The sequence below is a fragment of the Buttiauxella cochleicola genome, assembly GCF_021282435.1.
GTDB classification, from domain to species: domain Bacteria; phylum Pseudomonadota; class Gammaproteobacteria; order Enterobacterales; family Enterobacteriaceae; genus Buttiauxella; species Buttiauxella massiliensis.
This window is the reverse complement of the sequence record NZ_JAJSOT010000006.1, coordinates 205,162-219,749: the sequence shown is the minus strand read 5'-3', so window position 1 is coordinate 219,749 and position 14,588 is coordinate 205,162. Positions and strand designations below refer to the sequence as shown.

Here is a 14,588-nt window from a genome sequence, read left to right as displayed (position 1 = left end):
AAAAGGACGAAGCAATGACCCTACACTGCGCTTTTATAGGTTTTGGCAAAAGCACCACGCGTTACCACCTCCCTTACGTACTGGTTCGCAAGGATAAATTCCACGTTGCGCATATCTTCCGCCGCAATGAAAAGCCGGATATCGAGCAGCAACCGGAATATAGTCACATCCATTTCACCAGCCAACTCGACGACATTCTTAACGACCCGCAGGTCAAACTGGTGGTGGTTTGCACCCACGCTGACAGCCACTTTGATTACGCGAAACGCGCACTTGAAGCAGGCAAAAATGTGCTGGTGGAAAAGCCGTTCACCCCAACGCTTGCCGAAGCCAAAGAGTTATTTGAACTGGCGAAAGCCAAAGGGCTGACTGTCACGCCTTACCAGAACCGCCGTTTTGACTCCTGCTTCCTGACGATGAAAAAAGCCATCGAAAGCGGAAAACTGGGCGAAATTGTCGAGATTGAAAGCCACTTTGATATGTATCGCCCGGTTGCGGAAACTAAACCTGGGCTGCCGGCAGATGGCGCGTTTTATGGCCTCGGCGTGCATACCATGGACCAAATCATCTCGCTGTTTGGCCGCCCGGACCACGTCGCCTACGATATTCGTAGCGTGCGTAATAAAGCCAACCCGGACGATACCTTTGAAGCGCAGCTGTTCTATGGCGATATGAAAGCCATCGTCAAAACCAGCCATCTGGTGAAAATCGATTACCCGAAATTCCTGGTTCACGGCACCAAAGGCTCATTCATTAAGTACGGCATCGACCAGCAAGAAACCAGCCTTAAAGCGTACATTATGCCGGGCGAGCAGGGTTTTGCGGCAGACAGCAGCGTCGGTGTGCTTGAGTACGTAAACGACGCGGGTGAAACCGTGCGCGAAGAGCTGAAGCCGGAAGCGGGTGACTATGGGCGCGTATACGACGCGCTGTACGAAACCATTCTTAACGGCAAGCCAAATTACGTCAGAGAAATTGAAGCACTGACCAACCTTGAGATCCTCGAACGCGGTTTCGAACAGGCTTCCCCCTCTACTGTGACCCTCGCTTAACCTGAAATCTGACGCCTCTGACTCGTTCACATTTTTTGAACAGAGGCGTCAATTTTCACCCTCTATGATCATTTCCGATTCGAGTCCACACTTAGTCCATCAAACGAATTGCGGAGAAATGAAGATGATCTTTTTAAGAAAAGCTGAAGAACGTGGTCATGCGAATCATGGTTGGTTGGATAGCTGGCACACCTTCTCATTCGCTAACTATTACGATGCCAATTTCATGGGTTTCTCGGCATTACGTGTGATTAACGAAGACGTAGTGGAAGCGGGCGAAGGGTTCGGTACCCATCCGCACAAAGACATGGAAATCCTGACTTACGTGCTTGAAGGGGCCGTAGCGCACCGCGACAGCATGGGTAACGAAGAAAAGGTTCCAGCGGGTGAATTCCAGATTATGAGCGCCGGTACCGGTATTACTCACTCCGAGTACAACCCAAGCAAAACCGAGCGCCTGCGTCTGTATCAAATCTGGATCATTCCAGAAAAAACAGGCATCACGCCGCGTTACGATCAGCGCCGTTTTGATGCACCGCAGGGCCGCCAACTGGTACTGTCGCCGGATGCGCGTGACGGTTCTCTGAAAGTGAACCAGGATATGGAACTCTCGCGTTGGGCTTTGGCGAAAGACGAACAATCTGTCTACCAGATCCCGGCAGATCGCCGCATTTGGGTGCAGGTAGTGAAAGGTGATGTCTCTATTAACGGCACTCAGGCAAAAACCAGCGATGCGGTTGCTGTGTGGGATGAACAAGCGATTTCGATTCATGCCAACGAAGCGAGTGAGATCCTGCTGTTCGATCTTCCACCAGTATAATACCCGTCATCCTTCAGGTTGCAGCGGTGTTGGCTACGTAAATTCGCCCCGGTCACTTACTTTAGTAAGCTCCCGGGGACTTATTTCCTTGCCGCCTTGCTGCACCCCGAATGATTTTGGGTATTTAAATGCATAGTTACCGGTCACAACCTTCCTCGGAAACTGGGAAGGTTGTGCTTTGTCCGTGCTAAACTTCGCTGTCGATTGATAACCCGCACAGCAAGATAATGAAAAAGAAAAGACCGGTATTACAGGACGTTGCAGATCGCGTTGGCATAACCAAAATGACGGTCAGTCGCTTTTTGCGTAATCCAGACCAGGTTTCCGCTGCGTTACAGGTAAAAATTGCCGCAGCCCTTGATGAACTTGGCTATATTCCGAACCGCGCACCAGACATCCTCTCCAATTCTACCAGCCGCGCAATCGGTGTGTTGCTACCTTCACTGACCAACCAGGTTTTTGCAGAAGTGCTGCGTGGGATTGAAAGTGTCGTGGATGCTTACGGCTATCAGACCATGCTCGCCCACTACGGCTACAAGCCGGAACTGGAAGAAGAGCGCCTGGAATCAATGCTTTCCTGGAATATCGACGGTCTCATCCTCACCGAACGTAGTCATACCCCACGCACGTTAAAGATGATTGAAGTGGCGGGCATTCCGGTTGTGGAACTGATGGACAGCATTTCACCATGCCTGGATATTGCGGTAGGGTTTGATAACTTCGAAGCAGCACGCCAGATGACTGCCGCCATTATTGCGCGTGGCCACCGCCATGTAGCGTATCTCGGCGCCCGTCTTGATGAACGTACTGTGATTAAGAAAAAAGGCTATGAGCAGGCGATGAACGATGCCGGGCTTGTGCCATATAGTGTAATGGTCGAAAATTCCTCCTCATATTCCACCGGTATTGAATTGTTCCGTCAGGCCAGGCGTGAATATCCACAGCTCGACAGCATCTTCTGTACTAACGATGACTTAGCCATCGGTGCGGCATTTGAATGCCAGCGTCAGGGCTTGAGTATTCCAAAAGATATGGCGATTGCCGGTTTCCACGGCCACGATATTGGGCAGGTGATGGAACCGCGTCTTGCCAGCGTACTAACGCCGCGTGAACGTATGGGGCGTATTGGTGCGGAGCGTTTGCTGGCGCGGATACGTGGCGAAACGGTGACGCCGCAAATGCTGGACTTAGGATTTACGCTGTCGCCGGGCGGTTCCATATAACAGAATGATTTCAGGTTGCAGCTCCATGGCTGCAACTCGGAATACTTACGCACTGTTTTTTTGATTTAGTTCACACTTATACACTTTGCAAGCTAATGGTTATTGCTTATTGCTGAAGCTCTCTGGACAATGTTACCGATAACAGTTACCCGTAACAGCACCTCGTCCGTCGGAGCTACGCTATGAGCACTACCAACCACGAAAACCACATCTACGTCCTGATGGGCGTCTCTGGCAGCGGTAAATCTGCTGTCGCGAGTGAAGTTGCTCATCAACTCAAAGCCGCGTTCCTCGACGGCGACTTCCTTCATCCGCGCTGCAATATCATGAAGATGGCTTCCGGTGAGCCGTTAAATGACGAAGATCGCAAACCATGGCTGCAAGCGTTAAATGACGCGGCATTCGCCATGCAACGCACCAACAAAGTTTCTTTGATCGTGTGTTCCGCGCTGAAAAAGGTTTATCGCGACCAATTGCGCGACGGTAACCCAAATCTCTCTTTCATCTACATGAAAGGGGATTTCGAAGTCATTGAAAACCGTCTGAAAGCACGTAAAGGTCACTTCTTCAAAACTCAAATGTTGGTCACTCAGTTTGAAACGCTGGAAGAACCAAAGTCTGACGAACCTGATGTTCTGGTGGTGGATATTGACCAAACGCTGGAGGGCGTGGTGGCCAGCACGATTGATGTGATTAATAAAGGCAGTGCGCAGTGAGTACATTAACCCTTGTTTTAACAGCAGTAGGTTCGGTTTTACTGCTGTTGTTTTTAGTGATGAAGGCGCGTATGCATGCTTTCGTTGCTTTGATGGTGGTTTCAATTGGTGCAGGGATATTTTCCGGGATGCCGCTCGATAAAATCGCGGCAACCATGGAAAAAGGCATGGGCGGTACACTTGGATTTCTTGCCATCGTCGTCGCCCTTGGGGCGATGTTTGGCAAGATTCTTCATGAAACAGGTGCCGTAGACCAGATAGCCGTCAAAATGCTCAAGGCTTTCGGCAAGAGTCGCGCACATTACGCGATTGGCCTGGCAGGCTTGATTTGCGCACTACCGTTGTTCTTCGAAGTTGCCATTGTTCTGCTGATTAGCGTGGCGTTTTCTATGGCCCGCCACACCGGAACAAACCTGGTTAAATTGGTTATTCCCTTATTCGCAGGTGTCGCCGCTGCTGCAGCGTTTCTGCTGCCAGGGCCTGCACCCATGCTACTGGCTTCCCAAATGCACGCCGACTTTGGCTGGATGATTCTGCTGGGCCTGTGCGCCGCCATACCAAGCATGATTATCGCCGGGCCGTTGTTTGGTAACTTCATCAGTAAATACGTCGAGCTGCATATTCCTGACGACATCACCGAACCGCATCTGGGCGAAGGCAAACTGCCATCGTTCGGTTTCAGCTTGTCGCTTATTCTGCTGCCGCTGGTGTTGGTCGGGATGAAAACCATCGCTGCACGTTTCGTCGAACAGGGTTCCACGCTGTACGAATGGCTTGAGTTTATTGGCCATCCGTTCACCGCGATTCTGGTGGCGTGTCTGGTTGCTATTTATGGCCTGGCATATCGCCAGGGAATGGCGAAAGAAAAGGTCATGGAAATCTGCGGCCACGCGCTGCAACCGGCTGGCATTATCTTGCTGGTTATCGGTGCGGGCGGGGTATTTAAACAAGTACTTGTGGACTCAGGCGTAGGCCCTGCACTGGGCGAAGCACTGACGGGTTTAGGTTTGCCCATTGCTTTAACCTGCTTTGTGCTGGCTGCTGCGGTTCGCATTATTCAGGGCTCCGCAACCGTTGCTTGCCTGACCGCCGTTGGTCTTGTGATGCCGGTTATTGAACAACTGAACTATAACGGCGCGCAAATGGCTGCTTTGTCGATTTGTATCGCGGGTGGATCTATTGTTGTGAGCCACGTTAACGACGCTGGTTTCTGGTTGTTTGGTAAGTTCACTGGTGCAACCGAAGGGCAAACCCTGAAGACCTGGACCATGATGGAAACCATCCTCGGCACCACGGGTGCGGTTGTTGGGATGATTGCTTTTACGCTGCTCTCGTAGGTCGGAAAAGCGTAGCGTCACCCGACATAAATTTGACGCTCTGGCAAACCCAGAGCGTCATGCTTTTCAAAACACCTTCACGACATCAACGGCAATAACTGCTGATAAATCTGGTTAAAGACTTTACGCCGCGCTTTGTAATGCTCATGGCGAGCCATATCCGGCTTGTGCTGTTGCTCAAGCGCTAACTGCGGAAGCAGTGACTGCAAAGGTTTCTCCGGTGATACCGCGATTTGTGCCAGACGCGCCGCACCCAGCGCTGGCCCAACATCACCCCCCGTACGGTAATCCAGCGTTTGCCCGCTGATATCCGCCAGTATTTGCCGCCAGTAAGGGCTACGCGCACCGCCTCCGATTAGCGTCACGCTTTGTGGTGTCACTCCACAGGAATGAACGACGTCCATACCATCTGCCAGCGCATAACCCACGCCTTCAAGCACGGCGCGGGCAAGTTCTGCCGGGCCATGCTGATGTGTCAGGCCAAAGAAAACACCTTTTGCCTGCGGATTGTTGTGTGGTGTGCGCTCACCTGAAAGATATGGCAGGAACCAAATATCTCCCGCTTCTTCATCGGCTTTTTCAGCGGCGGCCAGTAATGCCGGAACGGTGCCAAGGCCAGTCAGTTTTGCAGCCCAATCCAAACAAGATGCGGCGCTTAACATCACAGACATTAAATGCCAGCGATTGGGTAATGCATGGCAGAAGCTGTGAACGGCACTTTCAGGCTTACTGCGGAAACCATCGCTAACGGCGAAGTAAACGCCTGATGTGCCTAGCGACAACATTGCCTGGCCGACATCCATCATGCCCACGCCAACGGCTCCTGCTGCGTTATCTCCACCGCCTGCAACAACTGGCACAGCGGACATATTCCAAGCCTTAGCCACGTCTTCTTTCAACGTACCGGTTATTTCACTGCCTTCATATAGGCCAGGCATTTGCTGGCGATTGAGTTGGCAGGCGTCGAGCATTTTGTCGCTCCAGTCTCTCTTTGCGACATCCAGCCACATGGTGCCTGCGGCATCTGACATGTCACTGGCAAATACGCCGGTCATACGCAAACGCAGATAATCTTTCGGTAACAGGACCTTATCGATTTGCGCGAAAATCTCAGGCTCATGGCGCTGAACCCACAACAGCTTTGGTGCAGTAAAACCCGGCATCATCAGGTTGCCAGTAATCTCACGTGATTCAGGTACGGCAGCTTCCAGCAGCGTACATTCTTCACTACAGCGGCCGTCATTCCATAAAATTGCGGGGCGCAGCACCTTCTGCTGCTTATCAAGCAGGGTTGCGCCATGCATTTGCCCGGCAATCCCCAGTGCTTTCACGCCAGCAAGAGAATGCTGTTTGCCGAGCGCTTTCATCGCGCGGTCTGTGGCTTGCCACCAGTGTTCAGGGTCTTGCTCCGACCATAACGGATGCGGGCGCGATACCGTCAGCGGTTCAGTCTTTGAGGCCAGCACTTCGCCTTGCTCACTGAGCAAAATCGCTTTAACGCCCGAAGTGCCGAGATCGATTCCGATATACATAGTGGCAGTTCCTTGAAAGTATTTCGTAGGGTGGATAAGCGAAGCGTCATCCACCACATGGGTTATGAATTAAACTTATCTATCAAACAGATAATGATTCACCAGGTTTTCCAGCAGTTCCTGATGACCACTCTGGTGCTGCGGCGCCAGGTTATGCTGCTCAGCGTACTGTGCAATCTGCGCAAGAGACATTTGTCCTTTCAGAATTTGCTGGCCCAGTTCACCATTCCAACCGGCATAACGCTTCGCAACACGCTTATCCAGTTCACCATCTTCAATCATGCGCGCAGCAATTTTCAGCGACAGCGCCATCACGTCCATCGCACCAATATGACCATAGAACAGGTCGTACTTATCGGTGCTTTGACGACGCACTTTGGCATCAAAGTTCAGACCGCCCGTGGTGAAACCACCTGCTTTAAGGATTTCGTACATCACTAATGAATTTTCTTCCACGCTATTTGGGAACTGGTCGGTATCCCAGCCCAGTTGTGGGTCGCCACGGTTGGCATCAACCGAACCAAAGATGCCCAGGGCAATAGCACTGGCGATTTCGTGATGGAATGAGTGACCAGCAAGTGTTGCGTGGTTTGCTTCAATATTTACTTTGATCTCTTTTTCCAGACCAAATTGTTTCAGGAAACCATAAACCGTGGCGACATCGTAATCGTACTGATGCTTCGTTGGTTCTTGCGGTTTTGGTTCGATAAGCAACGTGCCACGGAAACCAATTTTGTGTTTGTGCTCAACAACCATTTGCAAGAAGCGGCCAATTTGCTCGCGCTCTTGACGCAAATCGGTATTGAGCAGGGATTCGTAACCTTCACGGCCACCCCAAAGTACATAGTTTTCACCGCCCAGTTTGTGAGTGGCATTCATTGCCGTTACTACTTGTGTGGCAGCCCAGGAAAACACTTCTGGATCCGGGTTGGTTGCCGCACCGGCACCAAAACGTGGGTTGGTAAAGCAGTTGGCAGTACCCCACAGCAATTTCACACCACTTTCTTGCTGCTTTTGCGCCAGCACTTCGGTCATTTGCGTGAAGTTGTTCAGATACTCTTTCAGAGACGCACCTTCTGGTGAAACGTCTACATCGTGGAAGCAGTAATACGGCACATTCAACTTGTGGAAGAATTCAAACGCCACGTCAGCTTTCTGTTTTGCCAGACCTAACGCATCGCCTGCTTGCAGCCAGGGACGCTCAAAGGAACCGGAACCAAACATATCCGTGCCATTCCAGCAGAAGTTATGCCAGTAACAGGCAGCAAAGCGCAGGTGTTCTTCCATGCGTTTACCCAGAACGATTTCGTCCGGATTGTAGTGGCGGAATGCCAGAGGATTAGTGGATTTGGTACCTTCAAAACGTACGCGTTCAAGTTGGTCGAAATAGGCTTGCATAAGTGACTCCGTAATCAAGGGGGGCGGCAAGTAAGCGATTCTGTCACCATCCTGTATTTTCCTCGGGCGTTGCTCAATTACGTTATTTCACACTGCGTTTAAGAGAATGCTCAAATGTGCGCTGCTTCGCAAAAATACTGAAAATAATGAATGAAATATCTCGATAGTTATTCCAGTAAATAAAGCAACGAATGAATTTTTTAAATTAAAAGAAGATCGCCGTCATAAATTAGAAATTAAACCAAAAAACGTAATGGGAAGATAAAAATCTGTAATTGCTGGATTTGCATTCACAGACAACAATCCTCTCCGGTCGACAGATAATAATTTTAATCCGAGTTATTCATCCCTACAAAGGTATAACAATATGAAGATTAAGAACCTCTTACTAACGCTGTGTGCCTCACTCGTTCTGACCAGTATCAGTGGTATTGCTAAAGAAGTGAAAATTGGCATGGCAATAGACGATTTACGTCTTGAGCGCTGGCAGAAAGACCGCGATATTTTTGTTAAAAAAGCCGAATCGTTGGGCGCGAAAGTCTTTGTACAATCCGCGAATGGCAACGAAGAAACGCAAATGTCGCAAATAGAAAACATGATTAACCGTGGCGTTGATGTACTGGTCATTATTCCTTACAACGGCCAGGTGTTAAGCAATGTGATTGCTGAAGCAAAAAGAGAAGGAATAAAAGTATTAGCTTATGATCGCATGATTAATAATGCCGACATTGATTATTACATCTCATTTGATAATGAAAAGGTAGGTGAGTTACAGGCGCAAAGTCTTGTTAATAAAGTGCCTTCTGGCAATTATTTCTTAATGGGTGGCTCACCTGTTGATAATAATGCCAAAATGTTCCGTGCCGGGCAGATGAAAGTATTAAATCCTTATATTGATAGTGGGAAAATAAAAGTTGTCGGCGATCAATGGGCTGATGGTTGGCTGCCTGAAAACGCATTGAAAATTATGGAGAATGCTCTGACGGCTAATAACAATAAAATCGATGCGGTGGTGGCGTCAAACGATGCGACTGCAGGCGGCGCAATTCAGGCATTAAGTGCGCAAGGGTTAGCTGGGAAAGTCGCCATTTCCGGGCAGGATGCGGATTTGGCTGGGGTGAAACGCATTATTGCCGGTACACAAACCATGACGGTTTATAAGCCAATCACCAAGCTTGCGAATACGGCAGCTGAAATTGCTGTGGAATTAGGTGAAGGCAAGCAACCCGCTTCTGACGCTGTATTGAACAATGGCATTAAAGATGTTCCCTCGCGTCTACTGACACCTGTCGAAGTCGATAAAACCAATATCGACAGCACCGTTGTGGCAGACGGTTTCCACAAGAAGAACGAGCTATAACCCACTTCGCCCGTGCTGTGCCACGGGCGACATCCTGAAAACAGGTAAAGGAGGGGCTATGCCTTGTTTACTGGAAATGAAAAATATCACCAAAGCTTTTGGTGTTGTGAAGGCCGTGGATAACGTCAGTCTGTCAGTTGATGCTGGTGAAGTGATGTCCCTTTGTGGCGAAAACGGCTCTGGTAAATCCACGCTGATGAAAGTGCTGTGCGGTATCTACCCCTACGGCAGTTACGAAGGCGACATATGGTTCGCCGGTGAAAAACTTCAGGCGAGCCATATCCGCGATACCGAACGCAAAGGTATTGCGATTATTCACCAGGAACTGGCGCTGGTTAAACATCTGACAGTGCTTGAGAATATTTTCCTCGGTGCTGAGTTGTCGCAGTATGGTGTACTGGATTACGACGGCATGACGCTCCGATGCCAAAAACTGCTCTCACAGGTGAGCCTAAATATTTCCCCCGATACGCGCGTCGGTTCGCTGGGGCTTGGGCAGCAACAGTTGGTCGAAATTGCCAAAGCGCTTAATAAACAAGTGCGCTTACTCATTCTGGATGAGCCCACGGCCTCACTCACTGAGCAAGAAACTGCAGTGCTGCTAGCAATTATTCGTGATCTACAAGCTCATGGTATTGCCTGTATTTATATCTCCCACAAACTCAATGAAGTGAAAGCCATTTCCGACACCATTTGCGTTATCCGCGATGGGCAACCTATTGGTACACGGGATGCGGCATTGATGCGTGAAGAAGACATCATCACCATGATGGTGGGGCGTGAGCTTACGGCGCTTTATCCTAATGAACCGCATCAGATTGGTGAAGAAGTGCTGCGCGTTGAGCATCTCACTGCCTGGCACCCGGTCAATCGGCATATCAAACGAGTCAATGACATTTCGTTTTCACTGCATAAAGGTGAAATTCTTGGGATAGCAGGATTGGTCGGCGCGGGGCGTACCGAAGCTGTGCAGTGTTTGTTTGGCGTCTGGCCGGGCAAGTCTGAAGGCCGTATTTTCATTGATAATCAACCAGTCACTATCGGCAATTGCCAGCAGGCGATAGCCCACGGCATTGCGATGGTGCCAGAAGATCGCAAAAAAGATGGCATCGTACCGGTCATGGCTGTTGGGCAAAACATCACACTTGCCGCATTAAGCCAGTTTTCTGGCGCGTTAACTCACCTGGATGACGCTGCCGAACAAAACTGCATTCTGCAATCGATTGGGCGACTGAAAGTTAAAACTTCATCACCAGAGTTGGCAATCGGTCGCTTGAGCGGCGGCAACCAGCAAAAAGCCATTCTGGCGCGTTGCCTGCTTCTCAATCCACGCATTTTGATTCTCGATGAACCCACACGTGGCATTGATATCGGCGCGAAATACGAAATCTACAAACTTATTAATCAGCTGGTTCAGCAAGGTATTGCGGTCATTGTTATCTCATCGGAATTGCCGGAAGTGCTCGGTCTGAGTGACAGAGTGCTGGTGATGCATGAGGGGCGAATCAAAGCCAATCTGATTAATAATAACCTGACCCAGGAGCAGGTTATGGAAGCTGCACTGAGGAGCGAAAAGCATGTCGAAAAGTAATCCGTCTGAAATGAAACTCACGGCACCCGCGGCATCACCTTTTGCCGGGCTACGGGCACTTAATCTCCAGGTTTTTGTCATGATCGCAGCGATTGTGGTGATTATGCTGTTCTTTACCTGGACCACCGAAGGCGCTTATCTGAGTGCCAGAAATATCTCCAATTTGTTACGCCAAACCGCGATCACCGGGATTCTTGCGGTAGGCATGGTGTTCGTCATCATTTCGGCAGAAATCGATCTTTCTGTCGGCTCGATGATGGGTTTACTCGGTGGTGTGGCGGCAATTTTTGATGTTTGGCTTGGGTGGCCACTGCCACTCACGATTGCCGTAACTCTGATACTTGGCCTCGTTTTGGGGGCGTGGAACGGGTGGTGGGTGGCGTATCGTAAAGTGCCGTCATTTATCGTCACGCTTGCTGGAATGCTGGCGTTTCGCGGCGTGCTGATTGGAATTACTAATGGTACAACCGTATCGCCAACCAGTGCCTCAATGTCGCAAATCGGGCAAAGCTACCTGCCAGATGGTATTGGCTTTGGTATTGGCACTTTAGGGCTGGTGGTTTTTGTTGCCTGGCAATGGCAGATGCGTACTCGACGCCAGGCTCTGGGGTTGGAAACACCTGCCTCCACAGGTGTCGTAGGGCGACAAGCCATCACAGCCGTTATCGTGTTGGGGGCTATCTGGTTACTCAATGATTACCGTGGTGTACCTACACCGGTGCTTATCCTCACGTTATTACTGCTAGCGGGAATGTTTATGGCGACTCGCACAGCGTTTGGCAGACGTATTTACGCGATTGGCGGCAATATCGAGGCGGCGCGGCTATCGGGTATTAATGTGGAGCGCACCAAGCTTGCGGTATTTGCCATAAACGGCTTGATGGTGGCGATTGCCGGGTTAATTCTCAGCTCGCGGCTGGGGGCTGGCTCTCCGTCTGCCGGGAACATTGCTGAGCTGGATGCCATTGCAGCATGTGTCATTGGCGGTACGAGTCTTGCTGGCGGTGTGGGGAGCGTTGCCGGAGCGGTAATGGGGGCATTTATCATGGCCTCACTGGACAACGGCATGAGCATGATGGATGTGCCTACGTTCTGGCAGTACATCGTAAAAGGCGCCATTTTATTGCTGGCTGTGTGGATGGATTCGGCGACCAAACGTAAAGCGTAAGTGTGCAAAATGCCCATCGCCCTTCAAACTGCAGGGTTGTTGGCTGCTCTCGTTCACCCGAGTCACTTACTTGAGTAAGATCCTCGGGGTTGTCTCGATTGCCGCCTACCTGCATCTTGAAGTAGCTTGGGCATTGTTATTTTCACATACAGTTTTTTATCAGGGAAAAGGCATGTTTGAGAAACGTCATCGCATTACGTTGTTATTCAATGCCAACAAAGCCTACGACCGCCAGGTAGTGGAGGGAGTTGGTGAATACTTGCAGGCGTCTCAATCTGAGTGGGACATCTTTATTGAAGAAGATTTCCGTGCCCGCATCGACAATATCAAAGAGTGGCTAGGCGACGGTGTGATTGCCGATTTTGATGATACTGAAATCCAGCGTTTATTAGATGGGGCGGATGTTCCGATTGTTGGTGTAGGAGGCTCCTACCATTTGCCAGAACACTATCCACCAGTGCATTACATTGCTACCGACAACCATGCGCTAGTGGAAAGTGCATTTTTGCATCTAAAAGAGAAGGGCGTTCAACGTTTCGCCTTCTATGGTTTGCCGAACTCCAGCGGCAAGCGTTGGGCGATGGAGCGTGAATACGCTTTTAACCAACTTGTGGCAAAAGAAAAATACCGGGGTGTGGTTTATCAGGGTATAGAAACGGCCCCTGAGAATTGGCAGCACGCGCAAAACCGCCTGGCAGACTGGGTGCAAACACTTCCTCCGCAAACCGGGATTATTGCCGTGACGGATGCACGTGCACGCCACCTGCTGCAAGTTTGCGAACATCTGCATATTCCTGTGCCGGAGAAGCTCTGTGTCATTGGGATAGATAACGAAGAACTAACGCGTTATCTATCGCGAGTGGCGCTCTCATCGGTGGCACAGGGGACAAGGCAGATGGGCTATCAGGCCGCAAAGTTGTTGCATCGTTTGATGGACAATGAACCGCTTGCTTTACAACGCATTCTGGTGCCGCCGGTCCGTGTGGTTGAACGTCGTTCAACGGATTACCGTTCATTGCATGATCCCGCAGTGATTCAGGCAATGCATTACATCCGAAACCATGCCTGTAAAGGTATCAAAGTTGAGCAGGTTTTGGACGCGGTAGGGATCTCGCGTTCGAATCTCGAGAAGCGGTTTAAAGAAGAGGTCGGTGAGACGATTCATACAATAATTCACACCGAAAAGTTAGAAAAAGCGCGCAGTTTGCTGGTGTCTACGTCTTTGTCTATCAATGAAATATCGCAAATGTGCGGTTACCCATCACTACAATATTTCTATTCGGTATTTAAAAAAGAGTATGACTCAACGCCGAAAGATCATCGTGAAAGGCATAGTGAAATATTGGTTTAGTGAATGAATTAACCAAAAAAAACGCCTTCGAATTGAAGGCGTGAATTATTACTTATTTTTAACATTCTATTTTTTTAATTAGTTCGGTGCCATAAAGCGCTGATTGGTTTGATACATCGCAAATAGGTAATTGTTATAGCTACTACCTTTTGTAGAATATCCTTTCAGCTTATGAATCATATTGCTGGCAGTCACTTCCTGATCCGCTTTACGCAATTGCGCACGTGATTTACGGAAGGAATTATAGGCCGGATGCGTATTCAGATTTGTTACGTAAGCGTTAACGCCTTCTTTAACTGAATCGTAATGCAAATAGCCTTTAACTTTACCTGGTTCGCTGTTGCAATGGCGCTTGCTGCACTTCATACCAAACAAGTTGTTATTGCTGCGGGCAAGTTTAGATGTACCCCAGCCGCTTTCAGCTGCAGCCATCGTTGCCACCATGTTGGTAGGAATGATGTCGACTTTTTCCATCAGCGTATTCCACGGCACACGCTTAGTATTACCATTCCACGCAATTTTGTAGCGCTGGGTAATGCCTTTCAGGCGTGTACGCTCTGATGGTGACCAGCGTTTTTCATACTGCTTAGAAACCAACCAGTTACGGTCCGCAGTAATCGCTGCATTTTGACTAGTAATATATGGCATGACCGTCCGGAGAAACGCTTTTTTTCTAGGTGTTCCGGAAGGGTATTTTCGCAAGTCAGGGAGCGATGCAATTTCACTATTGCGAGAATACTCTTTTTTACTACTTACCAATTTCTTACTGTGTGTCGTCGTGCTTTTGGTCTTAACTATGTGGGCTTTATGCGATTTTGGCTCATGTTTACTTGCTAATACCCCAGTTGAAAAACTGAAGGTGAGTAACATAAGTATCGCAGCCCCAAATCGTCGGAAATGGGTTGATATCATTAGATCTCCTGGTCGGATCGTTACGTTTCCAGTGCCTTATTTATTAAAGGTTTCGAATAAAGTAAACGCGGATACTAACAAAATTAGACCTTCTGAGCACCAAAATAAATAATCCGATTCCGAATTGT

Annotated in this window: 12 protein-coding genes; 9 read left to right on the top strand and 3 right to left on the bottom strand. The window is 49.4% G+C overall.

The window, feature by feature from the left end; all coding sequences use genetic code 11:
* Positions 1 to 14: 14 nt before the first annotated feature.
* From LVQ77_RS15595 to gntU, 5 genes are all read left to right on the top strand, one after another.
* Complete coding sequence (locus LVQ77_RS15595) at positions 15 to 1,052, top strand: oxidoreductase (protein WP_232904910.1); 1,038 nt, start codon at positions 15 to 17, stop codon at positions 1,050 to 1,052.
* Between the two features lie 124 nt (positions 1,053 to 1,176).
* Positions 1,177 to 1,872 (top strand): pirin family protein, encoded by a 696-nt coding sequence (locus LVQ77_RS15590; RefSeq protein ID WP_232863892.1) that lies wholly within the window; start codon positions 1,177 to 1,179, stop codon positions 1,870 to 1,872.
* A 227-nt stretch (positions 1,873 to 2,099) separates the two neighbouring features.
* A complete protein-coding gene (gene gntR, locus LVQ77_RS15585; protein WP_232863891.1) occupies positions 2,100 to 3,095 on the top strand; it encodes a gluconate operon transcriptional repressor GntR in 996 nt (331 codons plus the stop codon).
* A 182-nt stretch (positions 3,096 to 3,277) separates the two neighbouring features.
* Complete coding sequence (gene gntK / locus LVQ77_RS15580; protein WP_151993787.1) at positions 3,278 to 3,811, top strand: gluconokinase; 534 nt, start codon at positions 3,278 to 3,280, stop codon at positions 3,809 to 3,811.
* Positions 3,808 to 5,148: a gluconate transporter gene (gene gntU / locus LVQ77_RS15575; RefSeq protein ID WP_151993786.1), complete on the top strand. Its 1,341-nt coding sequence runs from the start codon at positions 3,808 to 3,810 to the stop codon at positions 5,146 to 5,148. The genes gntK and gntU overlap by 4 nt, the downstream gene beginning before the upstream one ends.
* Positions 5,149 to 5,225: 77 nt before the next feature.
* Here the strand turns inward: gntU and xylB are convergent, their stop codons facing one another.
* Positions 5,226 to 6,680, bottom strand: coding sequence for a xylulokinase (gene xylB / locus LVQ77_RS15570; protein ID WP_232904908.1), 1,455 nt, complete (start codon positions 6,678 to 6,680; stop codon positions 5,226 to 5,228).
* 75 nt (positions 6,681 to 6,755) lie between these two features.
* Complete coding sequence (xylA, locus tag LVQ77_RS15565) at positions 6,756 to 8,078, bottom strand: xylose isomerase (protein ID WP_232904906.1); 1,323 nt, start codon at positions 8,076 to 8,078, stop codon at positions 6,756 to 6,758.
* A 367-nt stretch (positions 8,079 to 8,445) separates the two neighbouring features.
* Between xylA and xylF the strand changes: the two genes are divergently transcribed.
* The 4 genes from xylF to xylR all read left to right on the top strand — a co-directional run bounded on the left by xylF (position 8,446) and on the right by xylR (position 13,548).
* Complete coding sequence (xylF, locus tag LVQ77_RS15560; protein ID WP_232863889.1) at positions 8,446 to 9,438, top strand: D-xylose ABC transporter substrate-binding protein; 993 nt, start codon at positions 8,446 to 8,448, stop codon at positions 9,436 to 9,438.
* Positions 9,439 to 9,496: 58 nt separating this feature from the next.
* Positions 9,497 to 11,029 (top strand): xylose ABC transporter ATP-binding protein, encoded by a 1,533-nt coding sequence (locus LVQ77_RS15555; protein WP_232904904.1) that lies wholly within the window; start codon positions 9,497 to 9,499, stop codon positions 11,027 to 11,029.
* Positions 11,016 to 12,197 (top strand): xylose ABC transporter permease XylH, encoded by a 1,182-nt coding sequence (gene xylH / locus LVQ77_RS15550; RefSeq protein WP_232863887.1) that lies wholly within the window; start codon positions 11,016 to 11,018, stop codon positions 12,195 to 12,197. Before LVQ77_RS15555 ends, xylH begins: the two co-directional genes overlap by 14 nt.
* A gap of 172 nt (positions 12,198 to 12,369) precedes the next feature.
* On the top strand, positions 12,370 to 13,548 hold the full coding sequence (xylR, locus tag LVQ77_RS15545; protein WP_064514595.1) for a D-xylose utilization transcriptional activator XylR: 1,179 nt from the start codon (positions 12,370 to 12,372) through the stop codon (positions 13,546 to 13,548).
* Positions 13,549 to 13,626: 78 nt separating this feature from the next.
* Here the strand turns inward: xylR and LVQ77_RS15540 are convergent, their stop codons facing one another.
* A complete protein-coding gene (locus tag LVQ77_RS15540; RefSeq protein ID WP_034460478.1) occupies positions 13,627 to 14,460 on the bottom strand; it encodes a protein bax in 834 nt (277 codons plus the stop codon).
* Between the last annotated feature and the right edge of the window lie 128 nt (positions 14,461 to 14,588).

Coding starts and splice junctions, on each gene's coding strand:
- LVQ77_RS15595 (WP_232904910.1), top strand. CDS start 15: ATGACCCTACACTGCGCTTTTATAGGTTTTGGCAAAAGCACCACGCGT.
- xylF (WP_232863889.1), top strand. CDS start 8,446: ATGAAGATTAAGAACCTCTTACTAACGCTGTGTGCCTCACTCGTTCTG.
- gntR (WP_232863891.1), top strand. CDS start 2,100: ATGAAAAAGAAAAGACCGGTATTACAGGACGTTGCAGATCGCGTTGGC.
- xylB (WP_232904908.1), bottom strand. CDS start 6,680: ATGTATATCGGAATCGATCTCGGCACTTCGGGCGTTAAAGCGATTTTG.
- gntK (WP_151993787.1), top strand. CDS start 3,278: ATGAGCACTACCAACCACGAAAACCACATCTACGTCCTGATGGGCGTC.
- LVQ77_RS15540 (WP_034460478.1), bottom strand. CDS start 14,460: ATGATATCAACCCATTTCCGACGATTTGGGGCTGCGATACTTATGTTA.
- xylA (WP_232904906.1), bottom strand. CDS start 8,078: ATGCAAGCCTATTTCGACCAACTTGAACGCGTACGTTTTGAAGGTACC.
- xylR (WP_064514595.1), top strand. CDS start 12,370: ATGTTTGAGAAACGTCATCGCATTACGTTGTTATTCAATGCCAACAAA.
- LVQ77_RS15590 (WP_232863892.1), top strand. CDS start 1,177: ATGATCTTTTTAAGAAAAGCTGAAGAACGTGGTCATGCGAATCATGGT.
- xylH (WP_232863887.1), top strand. CDS start 11,016: ATGTCGAAAAGTAATCCGTCTGAAATGAAACTCACGGCACCCGCGGCA.
- LVQ77_RS15555 (WP_232904904.1), top strand. CDS start 9,497: ATGCCTTGTTTACTGGAAATGAAAAATATCACCAAAGCTTTTGGTGTT.